30 protein-coding genes and 1 pseudogene are annotated in these 24,736 nt (G+C 69.5%); 12 read left to right on the forward strand and 19 right to left on the reverse strand.

The genetic code is table 11. The annotated features are described in order from the left end of the window. The first annotated feature begins 4 nt into the window (after nucleotides 1-4). Nucleotides 5-544, forward strand: a complete 540-nt coding sequence (locus CHB84_RS18145) for a hypothetical protein (RefSeq protein WP_089302843.1) — start codon at nucleotides 5-7, stop codon at nucleotides 542-544. A 47-nt stretch (nucleotides 545-591) separates the two neighbouring features. Next, nucleotides 592-1,131, forward strand: coding sequence for a hypothetical protein (locus tag CHB84_RS18150; protein ID WP_089302844.1), 540 nt, complete (start codon nucleotides 592-594; stop codon nucleotides 1,129-1,131). A gap of 119 nt (nucleotides 1,132-1,250) precedes the next feature. Here the strand turns inward: CHB84_RS18150 and CHB84_RS18155 are convergent, their stop codons facing one another. Together CHB84_RS18155 and CHB84_RS18160 are read right to left on the reverse strand one after the other, a co-directional pair. Beyond that, nucleotides 1,251-1,475 (reverse strand): DUF397 domain-containing protein, encoded by a 225-nt coding sequence (locus tag CHB84_RS18155; protein ID WP_089302845.1) that lies wholly within the window; start codon nucleotides 1,473-1,475, stop codon nucleotides 1,251-1,253. A gap of 19 nt (nucleotides 1,476-1,494) precedes the next feature. Continuing rightward, a complete protein-coding gene (locus CHB84_RS18160; protein WP_089302846.1) occupies nucleotides 1,495-2,358 on the reverse strand; it encodes a helix-turn-helix domain-containing protein in 864 nt (287 codons plus the stop codon). Nucleotides 2,359-2,528: 170 nt separating this feature from the next. Between CHB84_RS18160 and CHB84_RS18165 the strand changes: the two genes are divergently transcribed. After that, nucleotides 2,529-2,897 carry a hypothetical protein gene (locus tag CHB84_RS18165; RefSeq protein WP_089302847.1) on the forward strand — a complete coding sequence of 123 codons (369 nt, stop codon included), beginning with the start codon at nucleotides 2,529-2,531 and terminating at the stop codon, nucleotides 2,895-2,897. On the opposite strand, the gene CHB84_RS23825 is transcribed toward CHB84_RS18165, so the two are convergent. Then, nucleotides 2,880-3,116 (reverse strand): BCCT family transporter, encoded by a 237-nt coding sequence (locus tag CHB84_RS23825; protein WP_342743979.1) that lies wholly within the window; start codon nucleotides 3,114-3,116, stop codon nucleotides 2,880-2,882. The genes CHB84_RS18165 and CHB84_RS23825 overlap by 18 nt on opposite strands. Next, nucleotides 3,044-3,585 (reverse strand): annotated as a pseudogene (locus tag CHB84_RS23615) (BCCT family transporter). The gene CHB84_RS23825 and the pseudogene CHB84_RS23615 overlap by 73 nt, the downstream one beginning before the upstream one ends. 153 nt (nucleotides 3,586-3,738) lie before the next feature. Between CHB84_RS23615 and CHB84_RS18175 the strand changes: the two are divergent. The 3 genes from CHB84_RS18175 (at nucleotide 3,739) to bcp (ending at nucleotide 5,191) form a co-directional block, all read left to right on the forward strand. After that, nucleotides 3,739-3,921 (forward strand): hypothetical protein, encoded by a 183-nt coding sequence (locus tag CHB84_RS18175; protein WP_089302848.1) that lies wholly within the window; start codon nucleotides 3,739-3,741, stop codon nucleotides 3,919-3,921. Between the two features lie 185 nt (nucleotides 3,922-4,106). Further along, the gene (locus CHB84_RS18180) at nucleotides 4,107-4,658 is read left to right on the forward strand and encodes a hypothetical protein (RefSeq protein ID WP_089302849.1); all 552 of its coding nucleotides are present in this window, start codon (nucleotides 4,107-4,109) and stop codon (nucleotides 4,656-4,658) included. A 53-nt stretch (nucleotides 4,659-4,711) separates the two neighbouring features. Then, on the forward strand, nucleotides 4,712-5,191 hold the full coding sequence (gene bcp / locus CHB84_RS18185; RefSeq protein ID WP_089302850.1) for a thioredoxin-dependent thiol peroxidase: 480 nt from the start codon (nucleotides 4,712-4,714) through the stop codon (nucleotides 5,189-5,191). Nucleotides 5,192-5,250: 59 nt separating this feature from the next. Here the strand turns inward: bcp and rdgB are convergent, their stop codons facing one another. The 11 genes from rdgB to clpS all read right to left on the reverse strand — a co-directional run bounded on the left by rdgB (nucleotide 5,251) and on the right by clpS (nucleotide 13,033). Beyond that, entirely contained in the window at nucleotides 5,251-5,859 is a 609-nt protein-coding gene (gene rdgB, locus CHB84_RS18190; RefSeq protein ID WP_089302851.1) for an RdgB/HAM1 family non-canonical purine NTP pyrophosphatase, read from the reverse strand. After that, on the reverse strand, nucleotides 5,856-6,644 hold the full coding sequence (rph, locus tag CHB84_RS18195; protein WP_089302852.1) for a ribonuclease PH: 789 nt from the start codon (nucleotides 6,642-6,644) through the stop codon (nucleotides 5,856-5,858). Before rph ends, rdgB begins: the two co-directional genes overlap by 4 nt. A 78-nt stretch (nucleotides 6,645-6,722) precedes the next feature. Next, a complete protein-coding gene (locus CHB84_RS18200) occupies nucleotides 6,723-7,487 on the reverse strand; it encodes an MBL fold metallo-hydrolase (RefSeq protein WP_089302853.1) in 765 nt (254 codons plus the stop codon). Between the two features lie 128 nt (nucleotides 7,488-7,615). Next, complete coding sequence (murI, locus tag CHB84_RS18205; RefSeq protein WP_176440030.1) at nucleotides 7,616-8,440, reverse strand: glutamate racemase; 825 nt, start codon at nucleotides 8,438-8,440, stop codon at nucleotides 7,616-7,618. 18 nt (nucleotides 8,441-8,458) lie between these two features. Continuing rightward, nucleotides 8,459-9,082: a rhomboid family intramembrane serine protease gene (locus tag CHB84_RS18210; protein ID WP_089302854.1), complete on the reverse strand. Its 624-nt coding sequence runs from the start codon at nucleotides 9,080-9,082 to the stop codon at nucleotides 8,459-8,461. 41 nt (nucleotides 9,083-9,123) lie between these two features. Beyond that, nucleotides 9,124-10,074, reverse strand: a complete 951-nt coding sequence (locus CHB84_RS18215) for a PLP-dependent cysteine synthase family protein (RefSeq protein WP_089302855.1) — start codon at nucleotides 10,072-10,074, stop codon at nucleotides 9,124-9,126. A 3-nt stretch (nucleotides 10,075-10,077) separates the two neighbouring features. Next, nucleotides 10,078-10,356: a MoaD/ThiS family protein gene (locus CHB84_RS18220; protein WP_089302856.1), complete on the reverse strand. Its 279-nt coding sequence runs from the start codon at nucleotides 10,354-10,356 to the stop codon at nucleotides 10,078-10,080. A gap of 74 nt (nucleotides 10,357-10,430) precedes the next feature. Next, entirely contained in the window at nucleotides 10,431-10,883 is a 453-nt protein-coding gene (locus tag CHB84_RS18225) for a M67 family metallopeptidase (RefSeq protein WP_089302857.1), read from the reverse strand. A gap of 86 nt (nucleotides 10,884-10,969) precedes the next feature. Then, entirely contained in the window at nucleotides 10,970-12,085 is a 1,116-nt protein-coding gene (locus CHB84_RS18230) for a P1 family peptidase (RefSeq protein WP_089302858.1), read from the reverse strand. 94 nt (nucleotides 12,086-12,179) lie between these two features. Then, nucleotides 12,180-12,737, reverse strand: coding sequence for a DUF2017 domain-containing protein (locus CHB84_RS18235; protein ID WP_089302859.1), 558 nt, complete (start codon nucleotides 12,735-12,737; stop codon nucleotides 12,180-12,182). Next, nucleotides 12,734-13,033: an ATP-dependent Clp protease adapter ClpS gene (clpS, locus tag CHB84_RS18240; RefSeq protein ID WP_089302860.1), complete on the reverse strand. Its 300-nt coding sequence runs from the start codon at nucleotides 13,031-13,033 to the stop codon at nucleotides 12,734-12,736. The genes CHB84_RS18235 and clpS overlap by 4 nt, the downstream gene beginning before the upstream one ends. A gap of 120 nt (nucleotides 13,034-13,153) precedes the next feature. On the opposite strand from clpS, the gene CHB84_RS18245 reads away from it, so the two are divergent. Beyond that, nucleotides 13,154-14,455 (forward strand): nicotinate phosphoribosyltransferase, encoded by a 1,302-nt coding sequence (locus tag CHB84_RS18245; RefSeq protein WP_089302890.1) that lies wholly within the window; start codon nucleotides 13,154-13,156, stop codon nucleotides 14,453-14,455. Nucleotides 14,456-14,551: 96 nt separating this feature from the next. Beyond that, entirely contained in the window at nucleotides 14,552-15,127 is a 576-nt protein-coding gene (locus tag CHB84_RS18250; RefSeq protein ID WP_089302861.1) for an isochorismatase family protein, read from the forward strand. A 9-nt stretch (nucleotides 15,128-15,136) separates the two neighbouring features. Here the strand turns inward: CHB84_RS18250 and CHB84_RS18255 are convergent, their stop codons facing one another. Continuing rightward, on the reverse strand, nucleotides 15,137-17,077 hold the full coding sequence (locus tag CHB84_RS18255) for a neutral/alkaline non-lysosomal ceramidase N-terminal domain-containing protein (RefSeq protein ID WP_245818821.1): 1,941 nt from the start codon (nucleotides 17,075-17,077) through the stop codon (nucleotides 15,137-15,139). 381 nt (nucleotides 17,078-17,458) lie between these two features. Further along, on the reverse strand, nucleotides 17,459-18,364 hold the full coding sequence (gene ligD / locus CHB84_RS18260) for a non-homologous end-joining DNA ligase (protein WP_089302862.1): 906 nt from the start codon (nucleotides 18,362-18,364) through the stop codon (nucleotides 17,459-17,461). A 275-nt stretch (nucleotides 18,365-18,639) separates the two neighbouring features. On the opposite strand from ligD, the gene CHB84_RS18265 reads away from it, so the two are divergent. Then, nucleotides 18,640-18,966 (forward strand): DUF3140 domain-containing protein, encoded by a 327-nt coding sequence (locus CHB84_RS18265; protein ID WP_089302863.1) that lies wholly within the window; start codon nucleotides 18,640-18,642, stop codon nucleotides 18,964-18,966. Nucleotides 18,967-19,108: 142 nt separating this feature from the next. Here the strand turns inward: CHB84_RS18265 and CHB84_RS23030 are convergent, their stop codons facing one another. Beyond that, nucleotides 19,109-19,414: an STAS domain-containing protein gene (locus tag CHB84_RS23030; RefSeq protein WP_176440031.1), complete on the reverse strand. Its 306-nt coding sequence runs from the start codon at nucleotides 19,412-19,414 to the stop codon at nucleotides 19,109-19,111. A 588-nt stretch (nucleotides 19,415-20,002) separates the two neighbouring features. Between CHB84_RS23030 and CHB84_RS18275 the strand changes: the two genes are divergently transcribed. The 3 genes from CHB84_RS18275 (at nucleotide 20,003) to CHB84_RS18285 (ending at nucleotide 22,111) form a co-directional block, all read left to right on the forward strand. Further along, nucleotides 20,003-20,245 carry a CsbD family protein gene (locus CHB84_RS18275; protein WP_089302865.1) on the forward strand — a complete coding sequence of 81 codons (243 nt, stop codon included), beginning with the start codon at nucleotides 20,003-20,005 and terminating at the stop codon, nucleotides 20,243-20,245. 300 nt (nucleotides 20,246-20,545) lie between these two features. Further along, nucleotides 20,546-20,881: a plasmid stabilization protein gene (locus CHB84_RS18280; protein ID WP_089302866.1), complete on the forward strand. Its 336-nt coding sequence runs from the start codon at nucleotides 20,546-20,548 to the stop codon at nucleotides 20,879-20,881. Between the two features lie 474 nt (nucleotides 20,882-21,355). Further along, nucleotides 21,356-22,111, forward strand: a complete 756-nt coding sequence (locus CHB84_RS18285; protein ID WP_089302867.1) for a GAF and ANTAR domain-containing protein — start codon at nucleotides 21,356-21,358, stop codon at nucleotides 22,109-22,111. Nucleotides 22,112-22,148: 37 nt separating this feature from the next. On the opposite strand, the gene CHB84_RS18290 is transcribed toward CHB84_RS18285, so the two are convergent. Next, nucleotides 22,149-24,731, reverse strand: a complete 2,583-nt coding sequence (locus tag CHB84_RS18290) for an ATP-dependent Clp protease ATP-binding subunit (RefSeq protein WP_089302868.1) — start codon at nucleotides 24,729-24,731, stop codon at nucleotides 22,149-22,151. Nucleotides 24,732-24,736: the final 5 nt, after the last annotated feature.

A 24,736-nucleotide genomic window follows, 5' to 3' on the forward strand; every position in this document is an offset into this window, starting at 1 on the left:
ACCCATGCCGACGACGCCCAGCAGCACCGCTCGCGGGACCGGACTCCCGGCCGGCCCCGGCCTGGCGCTGGTCCTGCTGCTGGTGCTGGCAGCCTGCACCGGAGGAACCGCCATGGAGCCCACCCTCACCGAGGAGCAAGCTCGCGACCGCGCCGAGCAACACATCCAGGACGCCATCACCGTCCTCCCCGACGAGCCCACTCTGAACCTGCTCAGCGACTACTCGGACGAGTGCACCGACCCCACCGACAACGGCCCCCAGGGTCGTTACCAGGTCGGCAAGACCTACTGGCTCGACGACCTCTCCCCCGAGCGCAACGACGCCTACCTCGACGCCCTCCGCGCTCACTGGGAGGCCAACAACTACCGCATCAACAGCGACAACCGTCCCGACGACCGCACGATCACGGTTGAGCACAACGAGGACGCCTTCCGCATGTCCGTCGTGGCACGCCCCGACGACCAACGTCTGTCCCTCGGAGCAGGCTCCCCGTGCATCTGGCCCGAGGGCACCCCGCCCGAGGACGACGAACCCGGCTTCTGAAGCTCACCGATCGCGATCAGACCGGACACTCCGGACGGCCCACACCCATGCCGACGACGCCCAGCAGCACCGCTCGCGGGACCGGACTCCCGGCCGGCCCCGGCCTGGCGCTGGTCCTGCTGCTGGTGCTGGCAGCCTGCACCGGAGGATCCGCCATGGAGCCCACCCTCACCGAGGAGCAAGCTCGCGACCGCGCCGAGCAACACATCCAGGACGCCATCGCCGCCCTCCCCGACGAGCCCACTCTGAACGTGCTCGGTAACCGCACTCCCGAGTGCACCGACCCCACCGACAACGGCCCCGAGGGTCGCTACTTCGTCACCATCACCTACTGGCTCGACGACCTCTCCCCCGAGCGCAACGACGCCTACCTCGACGCTCTCCACACCCACTGGCGGGCCAACGACTACCGCATCAACAGCGACAACCGCCCCAACGACCGCACGATCACAGTCGAACACAACGAGGACGCCTTCCGCATGTCCGTCACGGAACGCCCTGACAACCAACGTCTCTCCCTCGGAGCCTCCTCCCCCTGCATCTGGCCCGAGGGCACCCCGCCCGAGGACGACGAACCCGGCTTCTGAGGCTCATCGCCGCGCTGCGGAAACGGCCGGTCAGCGCGCGTACCCGGAGCTCGGGATCGGCACGCTCCCCGCGGCGCGCACCCCGGCGTCTCGCTACGCGGGTCCCGGCGCGCGGCCGGTCACGCTACCGGGTCCTGCGCGGCATCGGCCTGTCCCGCCACGAGGGCGGTTCGGAACGCCTGCCAGGCCGCGGGGTCGAGCAGCAACGCGCCGCCGTGACGGTTCTTGGAGTCGCGGATCGCGGTGCCACCGGGCAGCAACGCCAGCTCGACGCAGTTGCCGTTCCCGTTGTTAGTGCGGCTGCTGCGGCGCCACCGTGCCTGGCACAGCTCCGGCGTGGGCATCGGGCACTTCCTTGGACGGTCACGGGGCCGGCTCCGTGATGATCTCGCGGATCCGGCCCGCCGAGGCTTCCGGGCCGAGGGCGCAGTCACGCACCCCCTCGAAGTGCTGAGTATACGCCTCGACCTCGTCCGGCTGCTCCAGGTAGGTGCCGTTGAGCAGGTTCTCCACGTAGACCACGTCGGCGTAGTGCTCCTCGGCGAAGGACAGCATCTCGAACGACGAGCCCATCGCCGGGTACGCCCCGATGCCCAGCGGCAGGACCCGCACGGTGATGGTCGGCCACGCGGCCCGCTCCAGCAGCGTCTCGAGCTGCGCGCGCATCACCGTGGGTCCGCCCACGAGCTGGCGCAGCGCTGCCTCGCCGATCACCGCGTCGACGTGCAGCGGGTTCTCGCCGGAGATCCTGGCCTGACGGGCGGTGCGGGCCTCGGCGCGGTGCCGCACCGTCTCCTCCGAGGGACGGGGAAGCGAAGCGCGTGCCAGCTCCATGGCGTAGCGCTCGGTTTGCAACAGGCCAGGGACCAGGTCCGGCTTGAACGTACGTAGCAGCGTGGCTTCGGACTCCAGCTCCACGAAGTCCTGCGCGGCCGAGACCAGGGCGTCCTCGTCGTAGTCCTGCCACCAGCCGGGATCCGACGCCGTCAGCGCGGCACGGAACAGCCGGTCCCGCTCGGCCTCGTCGACCTCGTAGACGATGGCCAGCGCGAGCACGTCGACTCCCGGGATCGGCTGCTGGGCATTCTCCACCTTGCTCAGCTTCGACGGCGACCACCGCGCCAGCTTGGCGGCCTCGGTGGCGGTGAGGTTGAGCTGTTCCCGCCAGCGCCGCAGCTCCCTGGCCACACGCCGGACGCGCACGCCCGGCCGGAAGTCCTCGGCCATCCCTCGCCTCGTTTTCGTTGTCGGGTCTGTGCGTTGATCACCCTATTCCGCTGAAGAACGACGCGCATTCATCCATTCAGGTAGTTAAGAAAGATTTCTTAATGGTACCCTTGCGTATTGGTTGGGTTTCGCGGTGGAATCGCCTCCTCGGACGTGAAGGAGGACAGCTCATGGAGACCCCATCGCACGACGGGCCGGTACGCGTACTGATCGTGTCCGAACGGCCCGAGCTCCCGCACTCGCTGGACGTCGCGACGCTGGCGGTACGCGAGCTCGACTCCGACCAGCTGTCGGCTGTGCGAGCCGCCGGTCTGATCGCCCAGCTCACCGTGCAGCTGCTGCGCTGGCAGGACAGCCTCACACGCGCGCACGGGGCACTCGACGAGGCCGCTGCTGCGTCGCAGCGGGCGAGTGTGGCGCGCGACCACCTCGCCTCCGCGCTCGAGCACACTGAACAGCTCTGCGTGCGGCTCAGTGACGCGCGGGACGTACTGGACTGCCACTGGCCCCGGCAGCCGGCGTCACTGGCGCACGGCTGAGCCCTGCTCGCCACCCGCGGGACCGGACTCCGGCGCGACCCCAGGCGCTGTGTCCTGCTCGCCGTCCGTCGCGACCTCGGTGACCGACAGCCCGAAGATGCTGAACCACACGATGGTGAACGCCGAGGGCACCCCGAGCACGCCGATCACGAGCTCCTTGATGGTGCGACCTTTCGAGATCCGCGCGATGACGATCCCGATGAACGGCGACCAGGTGATCGTCCACGCCCAGTAGAAGACGGTCCAGCTGCCGTGACATCGATGACCGTGCCGACCGGTCGGTGTATCCGGTCGCCGAGCAGCGGCTGGAATATCGAGCTGACCCGGAAGGGGAGCTCGCGACGGTAGGCGAAGTAGGCGAACGCCAGCGCGGGCAGGCAGAAGATCGTCCAGGTGTGCAGCGGGAAATGGTAGAGCGGGAAGTTCATCGCCTGGGTCGCCGCTCCCGCGTGCCGAGGCGCACGTGACCGTATCGGCTGAGCGCGATCCACAGCAGGAACACCAGGAAGGAGGTGACCCCGAGGATGTAGAACCACCCGGGGTTCTCCAGCATCCAGGACGACGCTGCCGCGCATACCGCGTCCACCTGTCTGGTGAACAGGATGGACAGCAGCACGAACAGCACAGCCAGCCCGGCAGAGGCGAAGAAGATCACGGAGTTCATGCGCAGCCCGAGCGAGCGATGCATTCCCTACTGCATGTGCATTTGGTTGTGATGTAGAGTCGGGACTCACCGGTCGACCCCAGGGCCGGTTGCGGCCCCCGGCGCTTCTCCCCCTCGCGCTGGGGGCCCTCTACTCGCCGGCCCGTACGGTGTGCGGGAAGGACAGGAGGTGGCAGCGTGCGTGCGATCAACCCGTGGCGTGTTGTCACCAACCTGGCGGACTGGTTCGAGGTGCGTGGGGTATACGTCCCGCGCAAGGACACCGCGCAGGTGCAGCCCTGGCGCGAGTTCGGGTGGTTGCTCATCGGGTGGCTGCTCGGCCTGACCTTGTTCGTTCTCGTCTTCGCGCTCGCCACCTGAGCACGCGCGCGGCCACGGCTCGTCACGTCGTGTAGCCGGCGGTTACGGTTCGGATACAGCCCGGCACCGGCTCTGCCTCGACCGCGCTGTCGGCTCGCCTGTGGTGCTGGCCGTGCGGAAAGCTGTAGGGGCGCCTCTCACCCACCCCGCCCATGAGCGGAACCCCGACTCCGAAGGAGTGGCCCGTGCGCGCGCCCCGCGCCCGTCATCACACGACGGTCCTGGTCTGTGCGGCCGCACTGATCTGCGTGGCGCCGGTCGCCGTCGGCGGCTGCGCCTCCCAAGCCACCGGGGATCCGGCCGGCGCGGGCAGCGCGTCCGAGCCGGTGCCCGGCGTGCCCGTGCACAGCAGCGACCTCGAGTTCGGGCAGCGGAGCACGTTCGACAACGGGGTCGCGGTGCGCGTCGCCGGGCCACGCTCGTTCACCCCCAGCGATGCCGCCTACCCCTCCAGCGACTCCGCCGTGGCGTTCGAGATCTCGCTTCGCAACGGAGCGGACACGCCGTACCAGCTCTCCCAGCTCGCTGTCTCGGCGGCGACGGGAGGCGTCGAGCTGCGCGAGATCGTCGACCCACGCCAGGGGTTCACCGGCTTCGCCGGTGCCGGTGACGACCTCCCGTCGGGCAGGAGCACGCACGTGACCGTCGCGTTCGCTGTACCCGCAGGCGACACCGCCGTATCGCTGACCGTGCAGGTCGACCCCGACTTGCACACCGCGCGGTTCACCGGCCGCTGACACCCCGCGTGGGTCGAGCCTGCCGCATCGCAGGCGGCGTCTATGCTCGGTGCGTGGCTGATCAACAACGACTGTCCCCCGGTGACAAGGCCCCCGACTTCACCCTTCCGGACAGCGCGGGATCCCCGGTAACGCTGTCGGACTACCGGGGCCTGCCGGTCATCGTGTACTTCTACCCGCGAGCGGCCACGCCCGGCTGCACTACGCAGGCCTGCGACTTCCGCGACAACCTGGCGTTGCTCGGCGACTCCGGCTACCGGGTCCTCGGGATCTCACCGGACCCCCAGGACAAGCTCGCCGCCTTCGCAGAGGCCGAGAGCCTCCCGTTCCCCCTGCTGTCCGATCCGGCCAAGGAGGTGATGGCCGGCTGGGGCGCCTTCGGCGAGAAGACGAACTACGGCAAGGTCACGCAGGGCGTGATCCGGTCAACCGTCGTCGTCGACGCCGGCGGCGTGGTCGCATTCGCCCGTTACAACGTCAAGGCGACCGGGCACGTCGCGCGGCTGCTCAGGGACCTGGAGATCGGCGCATAGGGTGCGGCGACAACGCCGCACCGCCCCCTCGTAACAGGTAGGCGGGCCCCAGAAGCACCCTACGCCGACGCCAGCTCGCGCAGGTGCGTGACCAGCGCCCGCAACGCCTGCCCGCGGTGCGACACCTCGTCCTTCTCGCCCGGTTCGAGCTCGGCGGAGGTCCGGGTGTCCCCGTCCGGCACGAAGATCGGGTCGTAGCCGAACCCGTTCGTCCCCCGCGGCTCCCGGGTGAGCGTCCCGTGCCAGCGGCCGAGTACGACCGTCTCGGAACCGTCCGCGCGTACGAGCGCGGCAGCGCACACGAACGCCGCCGTCCGTCGCTCGTCGGGGACATCGCTGAGCTGGTCGAGCACCAGGCGCAGGTTGGCTTCGTCGTCGCCGTGCCGACCGGCCCAGCGTGCCGAGAGCACACCCGGCATACCGCCGAGCGCGTCCACCGCGAGCCCGGAGTCGTCCGCCACGGAGGCGAGCCCGGATGCCCGCGCGGTGTCGCGGGCCTTGATGAGCGCGTTCTCGGAGAACGTCGCCGCCGACTCCACCGGCTCCTCGAACGGTTCGACATCGGCGAGGCCAACCACCGTCAACTCGTCGATACCGGCCGCGGTGAGTATGCGCCGCAGCTCGTCGAGCTTCTTGGTGTTGCGCGTGGCCAGCAGCAGCCGCGTCATTTCCCGCCCTTGGACTTCTTGCCGTTCTTACCCTGCTTGCGCTCGGGCAGCTCACCCGGATACGGCTGCTCGAGAGCCTCGGTCTGTTTACGTGCCAGCTCCGCGCACCCGGCGAGCGCGGAGTCCAGCATGCGATCCAGGGTCGATCGGGTGAACGTCGCACCTTCGGCCGTGCCCTGGACCTCGATCAGGGTGCCGGTCTCGGTGGCGACCACGTTCATGTCCACCTCGGCGCGAGCGTCCTCCTCGTACGGCAGGTCCAGCCGGACCTGCCCGTCCACCACCCCGACGCTGATCGCCGCGATCGCGGCCGAGAGCGGCTTCGGGTCGGCGAGGCTGCCCGCCGCGTCGAGCCAGGTGATCGCGTCGGCGAGCGCGACGTAGGCGCCGGTGATCGCCGCCGTACGCGTACCGCCGTCGGCCTGGATGACGTCGCAGTCGAGCATGATGGTGTTCTCACCGAGCGCGGCGAGGTCGATACACGCACGCAGGGACCTGCCGATCAACCTGCTGATCTCATGGGTGCGGCCGCCGATCTTGCCCTTCACCGACTCGCGGTCACCTCGGCTACCGGTCGCAGAGGGCAGCATCGCGTACTCGGCAGTGACCCACCCGAGCCCCGAACCGGCACGCCAGCGCGGTACCCCTTCGGTCACGCTCGCCGCGCACAACACGCGGGTGTCGCCGAACTCGATCAGCACCGAACCGGCGGGCCACTTCTGGTACCCGCGCGTGATGGTGACGTCCCGCAGCTGGTCATCGTCTCGTCCGTCTGCTCGTACCACGAATCGAGCCTATCGACGGTCCGTGTCGCGGTCGCGCCTGGCCCACGGGTGCCCGCGACGGCGCCCGGCCGGACCGGCTCAGAGCTGGTAGACCGCGCCCTGCTCGACCAGCTCGAGCGGGCCTGCGAACGCGGTGCGCGCCTCCGCGTAGATCTTGGCGCGATCGGTCCAGGGGGCGATGTGGGTGAGCAGGAGCCTGCGCGCGCCGGTGCGGGTGGCGAGCGCTCCGGCAGCGGCGCCGGACAGATGCACGCCGACGGGGCGGTCGTCCGACTCCGTCCAGGTGGCCTCCGCGAGCAGGACATCCACGTCGGCGGCCAGGCTGTCGAGTGCGGGGCAGACGTCGGTGTCGCCGGTGTAGGCGATCGTCACGTCCCCGTAGGCGATACGCAGCCCGAAGGCCGGGGTCGGGTGGAAGACCGGATAGGCGGTGATCTCGAATGGACCGATACGCGCGGGCTCGACGGGCAGCGACCGGAACTCGAAGACGTCCGACAGGTCGGTCTCCGCGCGCTCCGGCTCGTTCGGGGCGTACAGGTTGGCAAGCCGCACGGCGGCGTCGTCCGGCCCGTACAGCGGCAGACGCCGGCCGCCTGCGGGTCGCTGCGGGTGGTACCTGCGCAGCACCGTCAGGGCAGCCACATCGACGCAGTGATCCGGGTGCAGGTGGGACAGCATCAGTGCGTCCAGCCCGAACGGATCCTGAATCGTCTGCAACGCCGACAGCGTCCCGTTGCCCAGCTCGAGCCCGAGAGCGAAACCGTCAGCCTCGATGAGGTACCCCGAGGCATTCGTGGTGGGGCCAGGGATACTTCCCGCGCAGCCGAGAATCGTCAGTCGCACCCTGCCTACCCTGCCACGTCACGGCACTGAGGAGAATGAGGCACAAGCAACATCACCCGCGTCACGCGGGAGCCTTCCCTTCCGCGCCCGGCCCCGCAACCCCGGCCCCGCAGCGGCCGCGCGTCCCGTTAACCGGTGCGCGCGAGCGAGCGCACCGCGAACCCGTCCCGGATGCCGAGGAAGCGCTGCGCGATCCGCGTGAACGGTTCGGCATCGCCGGTAGCGAGGAACTCGTGCTCGGGCTCGGCGACAGGCTGCTCGGTCTCGGAGAGCAGGTCCGCCTGGATCAGCGTGCGCACCACGTCCTTGGCCGTCTCCTCCGCGCTGGAGACGAGCGTCACCTCGTGGCCCATCACGATCTGCAGGACGCCGGTCAGCAACGGGTAGTGCGTGCAACCGAGGACAAGCGTGTCCACGTCAGCGCGCAGCAACGGGTCGAGATACCCCTGGGCGAGACCGAGCACCTGCCGTCCCGATGTGACGCCGCGCTCGACGAAGTCGACGAATCGCGGGCAGGCCACGCTGGTGACGCGCACGTCGCGCACGGCGGCGAACGCGTCGTCGTAGGCCCTCGACCGGACGGTGCCCTCCGTCCCGATCACCCCGATGCGGCCGGTGTGTGTCGCGGCCACCGCGCGCCGCACCGCGGGCAGCACCACCTCGACCACCGGCACGTCGTAGCGTTCCCGCGCGTCGCGCAGGCACGCGGCAGAGGCGGTGTTGCAGGCGATCACCAGCGCCTTGACCCCACTGTCGACCAGCTCGTCGAGCCGGGCAAGCGCAAGCTCGCGCGCGCGGGCGATGGGAAGCGGGCCGTACGGGGAGTTGGCGGTGTCGCCGACATAGCGCACCCGCTCGGCGGGCAGCTGGTCGAGCACCGCCCGCGCCACCGTCAATCCCCCGACTCCGGAGTCGAAGATCCCGATGGGCGCGCTCGCGTCGACTGGTGGCACGGTCGCGAGCCTACTCGCCTACCAGGTCCACCGGGTCGCGCGCACCTGCCCGCGCTCGGCACGCGCGACCAGCCACGCGGCGAGGATGCCGGACAGCGCGCCGAAGAGATGACCCTGCCAGGACACGCCCTGGTACAGCGGCAGCACGCTCCACAGCATGCTGCCGTACAGGAAGAACAGGATGCCCGCGATGACCAGCTGCCCGCCACTGCGGTTGAAGAACCCGCGAACCAGCAGGAACGCCAGCCACCCGAACGCGAGACCGGACGCGCCGATCGTGATGGCCTGCGACGGCCCGGCCAGCCACACACCCAGCCCGCTGAGAATCCAGATCAGGGCGGTCACATCCGCCCACTGCGCGAGCCCGCCCGCCATTGCCAGGAACGCGAACACCACCACCGGCACGGTGTTGGCCGCCAGGTGATCCCAGCCACCGTGCAGCAGCGGCGCCCACAGCAGCCCGTCGAACTCCGACCAGTCCCTGCTGCGGATCCCGCCCGCGCGCACCAGGCTCGCCGGGAAGATCCGGTCGACGAACCACACCAGGTACAGCAGCGCGACGAAGCCGAACGACACGAGCAGTGCCTTGCCCGGCTCCGCCGGGAGCGCGCGCTTCGTCGAGTCTTCCGGCAGCCTGCTCATACCCTCAGTCTCCTAGCCGGCGCCACCCGTCCGGCTCCGGGTCACGCCCAGAGCTGGCCGTCGAGCCGTTCGGCGGCCTCGTCGAGCGAGCCGCTGTACGCGCCGGTGGACAGGTACTTCCACCCGGCGTCGGCCACCACGAACGCCACGTCGGCCGACTCACCCCGTGCGACAGCCTTCTCCGCCATGGCCAGCGCGGCGTGCAGCACCGCACCGGTGGAGATGCCCGCGAAGATTCCCTCGAACTCGAGCAGCTCACGGGTGCGGCGCAGCGCGTCGTAGGCGCCGACCGAGAACCGGCCGGTGAGCACGTCCGCGTCGTAGAGCTCCGGCACGAAGCCCTCGTCGAGGTTGCGCAGGCCGTAGACGAGCTCGCCGTAACGCGGCTCGGCCGCGACCACGTGGACGCCGGGCTTGTGCTCGTGCAAGTACCGGCCCACCCCCACGAGCGTCCCCGTGGTGCCGAGGCCACCGACGAAGTGGGTGATCTCGGGCAGGTCCTTGAGCAGCTCGGGTCCGGTACCCCTGTAGTGCGAGTCGGCGTTGGCCTGGTTGCCGTACTGGTAGAGCAGCACCCAGTCCGGGTTGCTCTGGGCCAGCTCCTTTGCCCTGCGCACAGCCTCGTTGGAACCTCCGGCTGCCGGGGAGTCGACGATCCTCGCCCCGTAGGCCTGCAGCAGCTGCTTGCGCTCGGCCGAGGTGTTCTCCGGCATGACGCACACCAGCCCGTACCCCTTGACCTTGGCTGCCATGGCCAGCGAGATACCGGTGTTACCGGACGTCGGTTCCAGGATCGTCGACCCCTGCCGGAGGGTGCCGTCCCGCTCGGCCGCCTCGATCATGGCCAGCGCAGGCCTGTCCTTGATCGAGCCCGTCGGGTTGCGGTCCTCGAGCTTGGCCCACAGCCGCACATCGCGCGCGGGCGACAACCGCGGCAGCCCGATCAACGGGGTGTCGCCGAGCGCGTCGAGCAGCGACTCGTATCTGCTCACGGCTTAACGTGCACCACCAGCGACTGCGGGAAGGATCGTCACGGTGTCACCGTCGGACACCTCGGCGTCCAGCCCACCGACGAAACGCACGTCCTCGTCGTTGACGTAGACGTTGACGAACCGGTGCAGCTTGGAGTCCTTGACCAGACGCTCCTTCAAACCGCTGTGCCGGGACTCGATGTCGTCGAGGACCTCGAGTACCGTGCTACCCGCCGCCTCGACCGACTTCGCGCCGTCGGTGTGGCTTCGCAAGATGGTCGGGATGGACACGGTTACAGCCATGTGTTACCTCCGCGGAAATGGGCCGGCATTACGCTTGCCTTGACGCTGACACTCGGGTGACTATTCCCGGCGCCTCAGTCTTCGTGAAGGCCGTCACTACCAGTATCGGCCTTCGTCGAGGGTTCGACCACCTCGACGTCCTCCTCGGTGACGACCCCGTCCACGATGCGATACGAGCGGAACTCGTAGGTCTCCGGGTCCCTGGTCGACACCAAGACATAGTGCGCTTCAGGCTCCGAGGCGTAGGCGATGTCGGTTCGTGACGGGTAGGCCTCCGTCGCCGTGTGCGAGTGGTAGATGACCACCGGCACCTCGTCACGCGCGTCCATCTCGCGGTAGAGCTTGAGCAGGTCGCCCGAGTCGAACTCGTAGAAGGTCGGCGAACGCGCGGCGTTGACCATCGGGATGAAACGCTCCGGCTCATCGGAGCCCTCCTTCCCGGCGATAACCCCGCACGCCTCGTCCGGGTGGTCCCGGCGAGCATGCGCGACGATCTCGTCGACAAAGTCCCTACGGATCTTCAGCACGTTGCCATCCTAAAGGTTGGACGTTCGGTGTCCGCATCATGAGAAGGGCCACGCCGCGTTCGCGCTCCCGCGCCTGCCGGGAGCACTCAGTACACCTCGGGCCAGACGTCGCGGTAGGCGGGCAGCCCGGCCGTGCCCTCCGCGCGCAGCAGTCCGTGCACCATCGCGCGGGAGAAACACGTGGCGGCTGCCGCGCACAGCTGGTCGAGCGCGGCAGCACGGGCCGCGGAGCCGAACGGCCCCGAGCCCTCCGGCAACTCGTGGGCACCGGTGCCGAGCGCGAACACCGTGTCCCCGTCGAACATCGAGTGCGCCGGGCGCACGGCGCGGGCGATCCCGTCCTGGGCCGACATGGCAAGGCGCTGGCACTCGGCCTTGGTCAGCGCGGCATCGGTGGCCACCACGCCGATCGTGGTGTTCAGCGGACGGCTGTCGCCCCCGGCGTGGCTCCCGGAGTGGCCCCCGGAGTGGCCACCGTCACCGCTGGAGAGGTCTCCCTCTCGGGACGGCCAGGCACCGCCGCCGAACTCGCCCGCGAGCTCGCACTCGGCCGTCCACGGCCTGCCTGTGGCGGTGTCGACGGCCTCACCGAGGGCGTTGACCACGGCCAGCGCACCCACTGTGAGCCGGGGCTCCCCGGTCTGGGCCTCCCCGGTCTGGGCCTCCCCGGTCTGGGCGCCTGGGCCCGGCACGATCGCGCTCGCCGTGCCGACACCACCCTTCAGCGAGCCGACCTTGGCACCGGCACCTGCCCCGACGCACCCCTGCGCTACCGGACCGGGCGCAGCCCCCTGGCAGGCCCGGTAACCGAACTCCGCGTCCGGGCGGTTGCCCCAGTCGCTGCGGGGCAGGTCGAACACGACCGCGGCAGGCACGATGGGGACGACCTCGTGCGGCTGCGCACCGACGGCGAACCCGTACGCGCGTTCGCCGAGCCAGCGCATGACCCCGTCGGCCGCAGCTAGCCCGTAGGCGCTTCCGCCGGACAGGCAGATGCCGTGTACCTGCTGCACGAGGTTCTGCGGGGCGAGCAGGTCCGTCTCCCTGGTCCCCGGGGCTCCGCCACGACCGTCGACGCCGCAGACGGCGCCGTCCGGGACCAGCACCACGGTGCTGCCGGTCGCCCATCCGCTGCCCACGCGCTCGTGATGCCCGACGGACAGCCCCGTCACATCGGTGATCGCGTTCTCCGCCCCCGTCATGCTCATCGTGCCCCGAGACGTTACCAGCACCCCTGGTGTGCTGAATGACGCTTTCAGTCCGCGAGGCGGACTGAAAGCGTCATTCAGCACACCGTTAAGCGGAGACTGCTTGGATCAGGCTTTCCTGGACGTAGGTGAGCCAGTGGTACACACCGAGGTGCGAGGCCTGCGGGTCGTCCTCCGGAAGCTCCTCGGGTGTCTCCTCGTTGACGTCGAGCACGGTTCCCAACGCGAGCCGGACATCGTTGATCGCCGCCAGCCACGCGTCCGCCTGCTCGAGATCGAGCGTGACCTCGCCACCCTCGGACGGCAGCGTCTCCAGCACCACCGAGGCCACGCCGAGCTTCGCATCGATCAGCTCCGGCTCGTGCAGCGAGCGCAGCGCCGCCGCCGACTCGAGATCCTCTTCCGAAGGCTGGTCCGGGTCGATGCGGTGAAAGTCGGGCAACAGCCGGGACAGCACGGGATCGTCCGGAGCCGTTGTCGGGCCGGAACGCATTCCGGTCAGCTCGGCGAGCTCGTCCTGCGGCGTCTCGTCCACCCGCGCGCGCAGCACGTCGTCGATGTGCCGCAACAACCCGCGCAGCACAGCGGCTTCCTGCTGGGCGAACTCCGAGACGACGTGATCGCCCTTGCGCTTCCAGTCCTTCATGGCGCCTGCTGCATCGTCGCCCACAGGCCGGCCGCGTGCAGCTTCGCGACGTCGCCCTCGACCTTCTCCTTCGTGCCCCACGACACCACGGCCTTGCCCTTGTGGTGCACGTCGAGCATCAGCTTCGTGGCGTGGTCGCGGCTGTACCCGAACAGCTTCTGGAACACGTACGTAACGTAGGACATCAGGTTCACTGGATCGTTCCAGACGATAGCCTGCCACGGTTTGTCCTCGGCTCCGAGCTCAGCACCGATCGGCTCGACCTGTGTCTGTTCGGCCTCGAGGGGCGTGGACATGCTTCCATGGTGGCACGGCGCGATAGGCATGCAACGCCCGAGGTCGCTCCGCCGAGCGGCCACGTCCGGATGACGATTCCCGGCAGCAGGCCAACCGCCGACCCGCGTACCGTGATCCTCATGGCCCAGCAGGAGGAGCTGCCCGCACCGAGCACGGCGTTGCTGACCGACCACTACGAGCTCACCATGCTCGCCAGCGCGCTACACGGCGGGAGTGCCGACCGCGACTGCGTGTTCGAGGTGTTCGCGCGCAGTTTGCCCGAAGGGCGCCGGTTCGGCGTCGTGGCGGGCACCGCCCGCGCGCTCGAGGCGATCACCGAGTTCCGGTTCACCGACGCCGAGCTCGCCCACATCGAGTCCGCAGGCGTCGCCGACCGATCCACGGTGGACTGGCTCGCCGACTTCGAGTTCACAGGCGACATCGACGGCTACCCGGAGGGCGAGCTGTACTTCCCCGGATCGCCGATCTTCACGGTGCACGCCCCGTTCGCCCAGGCTGTGCTGCTGGAGACCCTGGTGCTGTCGGTGTTCAACCACGACTGCGCGGTCGCCTCGGCCGCGGCGCGGATGAGCTCGGCCGCCAAGAGCAGACCGCTGATCGAGATGGGCGGCAGGCGCACCCACGAGTACGCCGCCGTCGCCGCTGCGCGCGCCAGCTACCTCGCCGGGTTCGCCGCCACGTCCAACCTGGAGGCGGGCAGGCGGTACGGCATCCCCACCCGCGGCACCGTCGCGCACGCGTTCATGATGCTGCACGACACCGAGGAGGACGCGTTCCGTGCACAGGTGGCCGCACTCGGCACGGATACGACCATGCTGGTGGACACCTACGACATCTCAGTGGGAATCGACACCGCCATCCGGGTAGCAGGACCCGAGCTCGGTGCGATCCGCATCGACTCCGGCGACGTTGGGGTGCTGGCCCGGCAAGCCAGGGAGCAGCTTGACTCCCTCGGCGCGCGGGACACCCGCGTCATCGTCTCCGGCGACCTCGACGAGCACGCGATCGCCGCACTGCGCGCCGAGCCGGTCGACGCGTTCGGTGTCGGCACCTCCGTGGTGACCGGCTCCGGCGCCCCCACGGCGAACCTGGTCTACAAGCTCGTGGAGGTCAACGGGAAGCCGGTGACCAAGCGCAGCGAGCACAAGGAGTCCCGCGGCGGCCGGAAGTCGGCGGTGCGACGGCTCAAGAGCACCGGAACGGCCAGGGAGGAAGTCGTGCACCCGGCGGGTGAGGCACCCAGCACGGGTCCACACGACCAGGTCGTGCCGACCGCGCTGATGCGTGGTGGCAGACCCGTCGATGACCTCTCTACCCTGGAGGACAGCAGGAATCGCCTTCGCACAAGGCTGGTGAGCCTGCCTTGGGAGGGCCTCAAGCTCTCCAGGGGCGAACCGGCCATCGCGACGGTGTTCGGCTAGTGGTCCACCGGCCCGATCCAGCCCTGGCCGGATGCCCCGGGCAGTGCCTCGCCGGCGGACCGGCGTACGACCCGACCCCACAGGGAGGTCACAGCCATGGCTCGCGCACTGATCATCGTCGATGTGCAGAACGACTTCTGCGAGGGAGGCTCGCTGGCCGTCGCCGGTGGGGCGATGCTCGCCGGGGACATCTCGACGTTCCTGGCCAACGACGCCGCCTACGATCACATCGTCGCCACCCGTGACTACCACATCGACCCGGGAGCGCATTTCAGCGACGAGCCGGACTTCGTCCGGTCATGGCCCCCGCACTGCCGAGCGGGCACCCCGGGTGCCTCGTTCCATCCCGCGCTCAACGTCGGGCCGATCACCGAGGTGTTCTCCAAGGGCCAGTACAGCGACGGCTACTCCGGGTTCGAGGGTGAGTCCGAGGGCGGTGGGGAGACTCTCGCCGCCTGGCTCCGGGCACGCGACGTCGACGAGGTCGACCTCATCGGCATCGCCACCGACCACTGTGTGCGCGCGACGTCGCTGGACGCCGCGCGTGAGGGGTTCGGCGCTCGCACGCTGCTCGACTACACCGCGGGAGTGAGCCGGGACACTGTCGACAATGCCCTCCAGCAGCTCGACGACGCGGGCGTCGAACTGGTCGGCAGGCCGCGCGTCGGGTGAGCTCGCCCCTCAGCGACGCACATCGAACGCGGCCGAGGTGCCGGTGAACGGGACCGGCGCGCATCCGGGTACGTCGACGCGGTCACCGTGATGCACGATGCGGTACTGCCCGCCCGGGGTGTCCTCCGGAACGTCCCAGGTGATCGTGGCCGTGGCCGGTCCCATGATCCCCCGGTGCCAGTGGTACCGGGTGGACCAGTCACCGTCATCGGCGTGCCGTAGCCACCCGCCGTCCAGCCACCGCTGCACCTCCACGAACGACCCGCCGCGGCGCGGGTCGTTGCCGGGATGACCGGTCACGAACGTGACGCGGACGCGCTCTCCGGGTGCGTACCGGACGCTGGGCCCGCTCAGCACGGCGCCGAAGCCCGCGCCAGGGTCGCGGCGGGACCGCCTGCCCGCACCGGTGTGCCGTCGGGGCCGCTCCCGCGGGAGCGGCCCGGTGTCGAGCTCGGCGCCGGTACGCAGCGCGGTGGCCAGCGCGGCGAACTCCTGCTGGTAGGCGGGCAGGGTGTAGCGGCCGAACAGCGTCGACCCGCCCTCGTACTGCTGGGAGTCGTACTCCTCGGGCGTGGTCACGTACTGGCTGTAGGCGTTCGCGTAGCCCTGGAACACCACATCGTCGACGTCGACACCGAGCTCGCGGGCGCAGGTGCGCCGGACCCGCAGGCCCGCCACGATGGTGAACTCGGCGGGAGCCGCGGCCAGGTAGAGCCCTCCGATGCGCACGAGCTGCACGGGAAGGACATCCGGCGTCCACGGCCGCGGCCTGACCCTCCCCGCAGGCAGGACACCGAGTTTGGGGGCCTGCTCGCCGGTCAGCGCCCGCACGCCCGCCCACCGCGGGCGGCCGCAGGCGTCGAACGCGGGATTGCGGAGCCCTTCCGGGATGCCGATGCCGGGACCGTCCTCCACGCTGCCTGCCAGCGTCGGCAAGCCGATGGCCGCGGGCACCGTCCGGTGCGTCCTGCCGTCCGGTGTGTACTCCCCGGACACGGTCATCGCTGACATGTCGACATAACGCATCCGGCAGTCGAGCCCTGCGGCGAAGGAGGCACCCGCCGCCGTGTAGGCGCGCATCGCCGCCGAGCACTGCCGCTGCCCGATGATGCGGGCGTTGGCGAACTCGTCACGGGTGGGACCGGATCCGGGTCGCAGGTCCAGGTTCGGGGACATGTCCCCCGCGTTGGTCTGTGCGAAGGCCGCGACGAACCCCGGTTCGCCCGCGAGGTAGTCCACACCGGCATGCTCGCGTTCCCAGGCGTACGCCGCATACCCCTTGTTGTCACCGCTGATCAACCGGTTGCGGTTGGTCAGCGAGGTGCCGTGCGTGGCGAACCAGCTGATCGACCCGACGTCGGTGCCGTGCCGGGCGAGCCGCAGTACCGTGACAGCGGGGTCGATGGCCCCCGGGAAGTGCGCCCTGTCCTGCGCGGGGTTGCGCAGGTACGCCGGTAGCGACCGGTTCGCGCTGGCATCGGTCAGCTCGGTCCTGCCCAGCCGGATCGAGCCCGGCCGGACATCCTCGTGCGCGGCGCTGATCGCCTCGGTGATGCCGTCGACGACGGCTCGGTAGGTCCGCTCCCGGAAGCCGGGGATCGCCAGGTTGTAGGTGGCGTAGTCGGAGTACCCGCCGGGGCCCGCGTGCGTGTGCGTCGCGGTGAGCAGAACGTTCCGTTCGGTGTAGAGCCCGGCGTAGCGCTCCGCGAGCGCGGCGAGCACGCCCTGGTGCACGGCCTGGAAGATCATCCCCAGGTCGGCGACGACGAAGGCGATCCGCCGGCCGGACGTGTGGTCGACCACGACGAACGCCCGGGCACGCAACCGCTGATGAATACCGGCGGTGCGCTGCTGGGGCCTGGAGTAGCCCATCATGCCGTCGCCCGCGGCCACCCCGGTCACATCGGCGATACCGCGGCCGACCCCGAACTGCCCGGCTCCTGACGCCACCCTGCCACCTCGCTATCCACCCGTTCCACGAGCACGCTGAACATGAATAGTAGTCATGTTAGTGGGGTCGCGCGGAACAGTCGGGCGGCAACCATACGTGGTCGGGCACCGGACGGCGCTCGTCCACACACCCGGCCGGGTCGATCACACCCGCGTGTACAACACCCACAGCAGGTACGCCGCCTCGAACATGCCGGTATGTACATCGGCAGGTGCGGCTTCTCGGCCAGTGCCGCGATCAGGCTCAACATTCTCGCCACCTCCCCTCCCCGGGTGCGGGCGAGACGGGGCCGCTCGTCAGGCACGAACGGGGCCCTGTCGGGAAGTTCCCCGGCACTCGGGCCTGCGAAACCGCTCAGCAGCGCGCCACGGGCCACACCATCACTCGGCGACGCCGGTGAGCTCGGCAAGTCGCTGCCGCGCTGACGTGGCGGACGCGGCGAAACGGTGTATCCGCGCCCAGGGGTCCTGCTTGCGCGCGAGCCGCTTGGGAACGCTGCTGATGTCCCAGCCGTTGGGTCGCGCCCTGCCGAGCTCGTCCCAGTCCAGCGGCACGGCTACGGGAGCGCCCGGCCGGGAACGCAGCGAGTACGGCGTGATGAACGTCTGCCCGTAGGTGTTGCGGTTGGTGTCCAGGAAGATCCGCCCACCCCTTCGCTCCTTGCGGTGCGCGGTGGTCAACCGCTCGGGGTCGTCCGCGGCCAGGGTCTCTGCCACCGCACGGGCGAGCTCGCGCACCGTGTCGTCCCCGGCGGAGGCATCCAACGGAACCACCACGTGAAAACCCTTACCGCCGGTGGCCTGCACGAACGGCTCCACGCCGAGATCGTTGAGCAACTGCCGGGTACGGCGCGTCACACTGCGCAACTCGCCGAGCGAGACGCCGGGTGGCGGGTCGATGTCGATGACCATCCGGTCCGGCCGTCCGAGCGCGCCGACCGTCGCCGGCCAGACATGGAACTCGATCGTGGCCTGGTCGGCGAGGTAGACCACTGTCGCGGCGCCGGAGCCGACGACCGCGGTCTGCGTCCCACCCTCCCTGAGCGGGACCTCGACGTAGTCGATCCACTCCGGAAAGTGCTCCGAGGCATCCTTCTGGAAGAACCCTTCCGCGTCGATGCCGTCCGGGAAGCGGCGCAGCGTGACGGGGCGCCCGCGCAGATGCGGCAGCATCGCAGCGGCGACCTTCCGGTAGTACCGCACAACGTCGCCTTTGGTGACCCCGTCCGCATCGAAGAGGACCTTTCCGGCTCGCGAGACGCTGATCTCGCGCCCCTCGACCAGCATGACCGCTCCCTTCCCGGTGTGCACGCCGCTGTGGCGTGCCCGGAACTCGCTGGCTCGGACTTACCCGATCCGCGCTTCCCGGAAACCGGGCGAACGCAGGAGCGCACTCGCCGCGGAGTACACCAGCGCCGGGCTCCTTCGACATCGGCCGGCTCAGGCATGCCGGGCGGGTTTCCTGAGTGACGAGCGCTTTCGGTGGGAACACCGGATACGGGTGCGATCCGCGACGGATCGCACCGCGGGATACCACGCACCTGACTCCGGAGGTGACATCGATGACGGATGAGACGTTGTGGAACGAATTCCACACGGTGGTGAACATGTCCTCGAGGGAACTCGCCGAGTGGTTGCGCACCGAGTCGGCTTCGCCCCGCAGCGAGCGGGACCCTGAACACGCCGGCAGCGTCACCGGGCAGCAGGTGCTGCACATCCTGCGCAAGCGCAAGGCCGACCTGACCGACGACGATCTGATCGTGATGCGTCACGTCATCGACCGTGTGCGCGCCGAACGCCGTGACGATCTCGAGCCGGCGGCGGGTGACTCGGCGTGGCGGCACCAGCTCATGGACCTCGGCCACGATCCGCTCCGTACGGTGGAATGAACCGCTCGGTACCGCGCGCCACGCCCGTGATCGTCGATGCGGTGGTACGGGCTGACCAACGAAGCGTGTCGGGAGGCCCGACACAGGATGCCACACTGCCCGACACGGGGTGTCGGTTCGCCCAACACTGCGGGCATCCGCCTCACGCGAGGCGGATGTCGTCAGCTCGCAGCGTCACGATGCCGTCCGCCGAGGCGTGGAGATGCTCCACGCGAATTCCCCCCGCGCGTAAGGCCCGCTCGACGCAGCGGGGCCCGGTGACCAGCCGGAGACTCATACCCTGGTGTTCGGCACGCAGAGCGGCTTGGACCAGGACATGGACTCCGGCAGCACCCAGAAAGCGCACTCGAGACAGGTCGATCACCAGGGAATGAACCTTGGATACCAGGCGCGGCGCCAGAAGCTCGTCCAGATCCGGCGCTGTAGCGGCATCGACCTCGCCCATCACGTGGACCACGCTGGATTCCCCGTCCGGATGGGATGTCCAGAGCCACAGTAGCCGAGCCCTGTGTGCGCGCTCCGCTTGCCGGACCCCGCTTACCCCGGCAGTGCTTTCGGGAGCATCGAAGAGAGTACGTGACGTAGCAGCACTCGCGATTGTCGGCGCGGCCACGGGAACCTCCCTATAAATCGGAAACTCTCCGAGGAAGCTCGGGGGTGACCGCGTGACCATCGATGAAGGGCCGGCCCCACCTGCACAAGCATCCCCGAAGGTGTGCCTTGGCTGTAGGGCTCAACCACTTCCCTTGATAACACGACGATAACGAGCGTGTCGAGGCGGGTGCCCCTATCGGGCATACGGGTAGGCGCGAGCAGGGCCGTCGACGCCGCAGTACGCGCCGTGAAGCGGCGGGTGCGACAGCGCCTGCCCGGCAAGTAACAGGCGTACGGATCGACCCGACGACACTTCTGTCCCTGTTATCCATCGTTCGGGCATAGCCACGCTTGTTCTCTGTTCACTGCGGACGGTTCTCGGTTTGCCGGCCGTACCCAGCGGGTAGGCCCATGGGCGGAACCACCGTGAAGGAGGTCGACGATGGCTGACCAGAACGGCAGCAACGAAGGCGTCAAAGGCGCCATCGAGAACATCAAGGGCCGCGTCAAGGAGACCGCGGCGACGCTCTTGGGCGATGACTCCACGGAACGTGAGGGCAAGGCACAGCAGGAAAAGGGCCAAGCCCAGATGGAGGCATCGGAGAAGTCCGAAGAGGCCGAACGTGCCCGCCAGGAGGCCGCGCGTTCCGAGCGGGACGTGCGCTCCGAACAGTCGGATCAATAGCGGCCCCCGGGCAACGGAACAACGCCATGAGGGATCCGGCACCGGATCCCTCATGAGTGGCACGGTACCGGGATCATCTTCCGCGGCGGGTGCACGGCGGTGGCTCGCGGCCGGCTCGGACTCCGGCATCGGGCGAGCGACCGCCGCCGCTCTCGCCGGCGGTGGACTCGATGTCCGCTTCACCTACTGCGCGGCGAAGGCCGGCCTCGACGGGCTGACCAAGGTGCTGGCTGTCGAGCCGGCCGAGCCTCGAGTTCGCGCACTACCGCACGTCGGCAATCGAGACAGAAAGGGATCGCCGTGCCACAGCAAGCGTGGAACGCCAAGCAGGAGCGCCAGTACCAACACATCAAGCAGCAAGCCGAGCAACGCGGCATGAGCACCGAGCGCGCGGAGGAGATCGCCGCGCGCACCGTGAACAAGGAGCGCGCCCGCTCGGGGCACGCGACCCAGCAGAGTGAAACGTCTACTGAGGACATTTCCTCGCACCGCCGCGGCGGTATCCGCTCCGGCAATCGATACGGCCCCGCCGGCCGCACGAAGGAGCAGCTCTACGAGGACGCTCGCCGGGCGAACATCAGCGGTCGCTCGAAGATGACCAAGGCACAGCTGGAGAAGGCCTTGCGGCGCACGTGAGGGAGCGCGGACCGTCCACAGTGTTGGATCAGTGGGGCCGACCCGGCGGCCGTACACTCTCATCCCGAGGCGACCTTCACCGTGAGGACTCCCGGGCGGAGGTCCGTACGCTCGCGGACTCCTCCCCCTCCACGCGCACGGCCTGCTCCTCTGCCCCGGAGTCACGCTCGGCACCCGCCGGCTCAGCCGACTCCGCGCTCTGATCGCCCCAGGGCCGTCCCTCGTCCGGTCCGGTTACCCGCCGTTCGCGAACTACACACCCGCGTTCACTGCTCGTCTCGTTGCCTCGGCATCATCCGGTTCGTCCGGCACGGTGTCGCTGAGCCACGTGAACGCGGTAGGGCCGCCATCGCGGCTGGTAGGATCATTAACGGGTCGCTGGCGAGTGTCGCCCGTCAGTAGCCCGCCGAAAGATTCGCGCCGGGTGCGCAAGGACCTGCAGCGCGGCTGCCCGTCGCGGAGGAAGGCAAACTCATGAAACCGGAGGGCGGGACCCGTCCGAGTGACGTCGTCGAGCACGACGTGCTCGACGAGGCGACGACGGCACTCGATGCCCTGTTCGCCGTGATCGACGAGGAACAGAGCCTCACCGTGACGCTGGATCGCGTATGCCAGCAAGCCATCCGCGCGCTCCCGGACGCGACCATGGCCAGCGTGAGCATGTTCGAGGACGGCAAGCCGACGACCGCGGCGTCCACCGGCCAATCCGCCCTGGACATCGATGCGGTGCAGTACGAGGCCGGGGCCGGGCCGTGCCTGCTCGCGGCCACCAGCGAGACCGTCGTCAGCTCGCGCGACCACGATCCGGAGCGACTGTGGCCCGAGTTCCACCGGAAAGCACAAGAGGCGGGGGTTACCAGCTTCCTCAGCGCTCCGTTGCGGATCGACTCCGAGTACTTCGGGTCGCTGAACCTCTACAGCTGCGCCGAGAAGGGGTTCGCCGAGCTGGAGGTCACGGTACTCGACGTGTTCACGACGGCTCTGGAGGGCACGCTGCGCAGCATGCGCCGTTACCTGAAGGCCAAGCAGCTCACCGACCAGCTCTACGACGCGCTGCGGTCGCGGCCGGTCATCGACCAGGCCAAGGGAATCCTGATGGCCGCCAAGAACATCACAGCCGACGAGGCGTTCGCCGAGCTCACCAGGCACTCGCAGCACGAGAACATCAAGCTGCGCGATCTGGCCGCGCGGTTCGTGGCCGAAGCCTCCCGGACCGACTCGACCGGCTGAGTCGGGCCAGCAGGCGCATCGTCGCCGCGGGTACGTCCTACCCGTGTCCGGCGCCCGGCTCACCGCTGCTCGCCTCCGCGGCATCGGTGGACACGGCGAAGTCGAGCTTGCCGTTCTCGGCGCCGACCCGCACCACCGAACCCGGCGGAGCCGTGCCGTCCAGGAGCAACCGGGAGAGCTCGGTTCCGACCTCGCGCTGGATGGTCCGGCGCAGCGGCCGTGCCCCGTACTCGGGCTGGTAGCCCGCGTTCGCGAGCCAGTCCACCGCCTCCGGGTCGAACCGCAACTCCACGTTCTGCGCGCGGGCCCGGCGCTTGGTCTCCGTCAGCATCATCTCGGTGATCTCGCGCAGCTGCGCGGTCTCCAGGCGCCGGAACACCACGACCTCGTCGATCCGGTTGAGGAACTCCGGCCGGAACTCGTCCCGCAGCTTGCGCATGAGGCGATCGCGCAAGGTCTGCTCGCCCTCCTCCTCGCGGACGGTGGCGAACCCGAGCGCGCCCTGGGTACTGCTGGTCACCAGCTCCGAGCCGAGGTTGCTCGTCATGATCAGCACGGTGTTGGTGAAGTTCACCGTGCGCCCCCGGCCGTCGGTCAGCCGCCCGTCGTCGAGCACCTGGAGCAGGACGTTGAACACCTCGGGATGGGCCTTCTCGATCTCGTCGAGCAGCACAACGGAGTACGGTTTCCTGCGGACCGACTCGGTCAGCTGGCCGGCGTCGTCATAGCCGACGTAGCCCGGCGGCGCGCCGACGAGCCTGCTCACCGTGTGGCGTTCGCCGTACTCGCTCATGTCGATCCTGATCATGCGGTCGGAGTGACCGAAGAGGCCTTCCGCGAGCGCACGTGCGAGCTCGGTCTTGCCGACCCCGGTCGGGCCGAGGAACAGGAAGCTCCCGGACGGCCGGTCCGGCTCGGCAAGCCCCGAACGGGACCTCCGCACGGCCTCGGCGACCGCGTTGACGGCCTCGTCCTGGCCGACGACCCGGCCGTGCAGCTGCTCCTCGAGGTTGAGCAGCCGCTCGCGTTCCTCCTTCGTCAGCTGGCTGACCGGGATCCCGGTCAGCCGGGAGATCACCTCGGCGACATCCTCGGCGGTCACCTCGCCGGCCGGCGGGCCACCATCCTGGCTCCGCGCGCTCTCGATACGGTCACGGACCTGCTTGATCTCGTCGCGCAGCGTCGAGGCCCGCTCGTAGTTCTCCTCGCTCACCGCCTGGTCGCGGTCGCGGACCAGCTGGTCCCGGGTCTCCTCGAGCTCCCGAACCGAGTCGGTTCGCCTGCCGAGGCGAACCCGGACCCTCGCGCCCGCCTGGTCGATCAGGTCGATGGCCTTGTCGGGCAGGAACCGGTCGGTGATGTAGCGGTCGGAGAGCGTGGTGGCGGCCTCGAGTGCCTCGTCGGTGAAACGCACCTGGTGGTGCGCCTCGTACCGGTCCCGCAGGCCGTGCACGATGGCGAGGGTGTCCTCCGTGCTCGGCTCGGGCACGAGGATCGGCTGGAAACGGCGCTCCAGCGCGGCGTCCTTCTCGATGTTGGAGCGGTACTCGTCCAGAGTCGTCGCGCCGATGACGTGCAGCTCGCCGCGGGACAGGGCCGGCTTGAGCATGTCAGCCGCGCCCAGCGTGGACGAGGCACCGTCCGTTCCGGCACCGACCACCGTGTGCAGCTCGTCGATGAACACCACCAGCTCGTCGCGGTGGTTGCGGATCTCGTCGAGCAGGTTCGTCATCCGCTCCTCGAAATCACCGCGGTAGCGCGTTCCGGCGACCATCGCACCCAGATCGAGCTGCATCACCCTGCGCTTGGCGAGGAGGTCGGGAACCTCGCCGTCGGCGATGCGCTGTGCCAACCCTTCGACGATCGCCGTCTTACCGACACCGGCCTCGCCGATGAGCACCGGGTTGTTCTTCGTGCGCCGGGACAGGACCTCGACGGCCTGCTGGATCTCGTCGTCCCTGCCGATGACGGGGTCGATCGACCCGTCCGCGGCCAGGGCCGTGAGGTCACGTCCGAACTGGTCCAGGGTCGCGGTCTTGGAGCGCTCCGTGCGCTGCCCACCGGGTCCCTGCGCCTCGCTCGCCTGCGGTTGCTGCATCCCCTCCGGGCTGACCCCGTGGCGGGCCAGTATCTGGCCTGCTGCCGACTCGGCGCCCGCGGTCATCGCGAGCAGGATGTGTTCGGGTCCGATGTAGCTGGTGCCCAGCCCGCGCGAGACCTGGTGGGCGTCCAGCAGCACCCGCTTGCCTCCGGGGCTCAGGGTGACCGCTTGCTGGCTGTGCTCGCCCTTGCGCACGCCCTGGTCGATCTCGCGCGCCATGACGTCCGGGTCGGCCCCGGCGCGTTCGAGCAGCTCCCTACTTCCCGGAGTCCGGGTCGCCGCCCACAGCATGTGCTCGGTGTCGAGTACGTCGTTGCCCCACTGGGCAGCGCACTTGGCAGCAGAGGAGACGAGCGCGCGTGCCTGCTCGCTCATCAGCCGGGTGACATCCACCGAGTACGCGCGCCGTCCTGGACCGCCACTGGACCCACCGCTGGGCCCGCCGCCTCCGAAGAACTGCGCGAGGAACTGATCGAAGGGGCTACCGCCTTCCTGCCCAGGACCGAAGAATCCGGTCATCACTA

Source organism: Haloechinothrix alba, from assembly GCF_900188115.1.
Lineage (GTDB): Bacteria > Actinomycetota > Actinomycetes > Mycobacteriales > Pseudonocardiaceae > Haloechinothrix > Haloechinothrix alba.

What these genes read in the sequence shown, in the direction of transcription:
- CHB84_RS18150 (WP_089302844.1), top strand. Translation starts at nt 592, where the DNA reads ATGCCGACGACGCCCAGCAGCACCGCTCGCGGGACCGGACTCCCGGCC.
- CHB84_RS18160 (WP_089302846.1), bottom strand. Translation starts at nt 2,358, where the DNA reads ATGGCCGAGGACTTCCGGCCGGGCGTGCGCGTCCGGCGTGTGGCCAGG.
- CHB84_RS18210 (WP_089302854.1), bottom strand. Translation starts at nt 9,082, where the DNA reads ATGAGCAGGCTGCCGGAAGACTCGACGAAGCGCGCGCTCCCGGCGGAG.
- CHB84_RS18145 (WP_089302843.1), top strand. Translation starts at nt 5, where the DNA reads ATGCCGACGACGCCCAGCAGCACCGCTCGCGGGACCGGACTCCCGGCC.
- CHB84_RS18265 (WP_089302863.1), top strand. Translation starts at nt 18,640, where the DNA reads ATGACGGATGAGACGTTGTGGAACGAATTCCACACGGTGGTGAACATG.
- clpS (WP_089302860.1), bottom strand. Translation starts at nt 13,033, where the DNA reads ATGTCCACGCCCCTCGAGGCCGAACAGACACAGGTCGAGCCGATCGGT.
- CHB84_RS18155 (WP_089302845.1), bottom strand. Translation starts at nt 1,475, where the DNA reads ATGCCCACGCCGGAGCTGTGCCAGGCACGGTGGCGCCGCAGCAGCCGC.
- CHB84_RS18285 (WP_089302867.1), top strand. Translation starts at nt 21,356, where the DNA reads ATGAAACCGGAGGGCGGGACCCGTCCGAGTGACGTCGTCGAGCACGAC.
- CHB84_RS18230 (WP_089302858.1), bottom strand. Translation starts at nt 12,085, where the DNA reads ATGACGGGGGCGGAGAACGCGATCACCGATGTGACGGGGCTGTCCGTC.
- CHB84_RS18250 (WP_089302861.1), top strand. Translation starts at nt 14,552, where the DNA reads ATGGCTCGCGCACTGATCATCGTCGATGTGCAGAACGACTTCTGCGAG.
- CHB84_RS18275 (WP_089302865.1), top strand. Translation starts at nt 20,003, where the DNA reads ATGGCTGACCAGAACGGCAGCAACGAAGGCGTCAAAGGCGCCATCGAG.
- CHB84_RS18290 (WP_089302868.1), bottom strand. Translation starts at nt 24,731, where the DNA reads ATGACCGGATTCTTCGGTCCTGGGCAGGAAGGCGGTAGCCCCTTCGAT.
- CHB84_RS18220 (WP_089302856.1), bottom strand. Translation starts at nt 10,356, where the DNA reads ATGGCTGTAACCGTGTCCATCCCGACCATCTTGCGAAGCCACACCGAC.
- ligD (WP_089302862.1), bottom strand. Translation starts at nt 18,364, where the DNA reads ATGCTGGTCGAGGGGCGCGAGATCAGCGTCTCGCGAGCCGGAAAGGTC.
- CHB84_RS18235 (WP_089302859.1), bottom strand. Translation starts at nt 12,737, where the DNA reads ATGAAGGACTGGAAGCGCAAGGGCGATCACGTCGTCTCGGAGTTCGCC.
- CHB84_RS18165 (WP_089302847.1), top strand. Translation starts at nt 2,529, where the DNA reads ATGGAGACCCCATCGCACGACGGGCCGGTACGCGTACTGATCGTGTCC.
- rdgB (WP_089302851.1), bottom strand. Translation starts at nt 5,859, where the DNA reads ATGACGCGGCTGCTGCTGGCCACGCGCAACACCAAGAAGCTCGACGAG.
- CHB84_RS18245 (WP_089302890.1), top strand. Translation starts at nt 13,154, where the DNA reads ATGGCCCAGCAGGAGGAGCTGCCCGCACCGAGCACGGCGTTGCTGACC.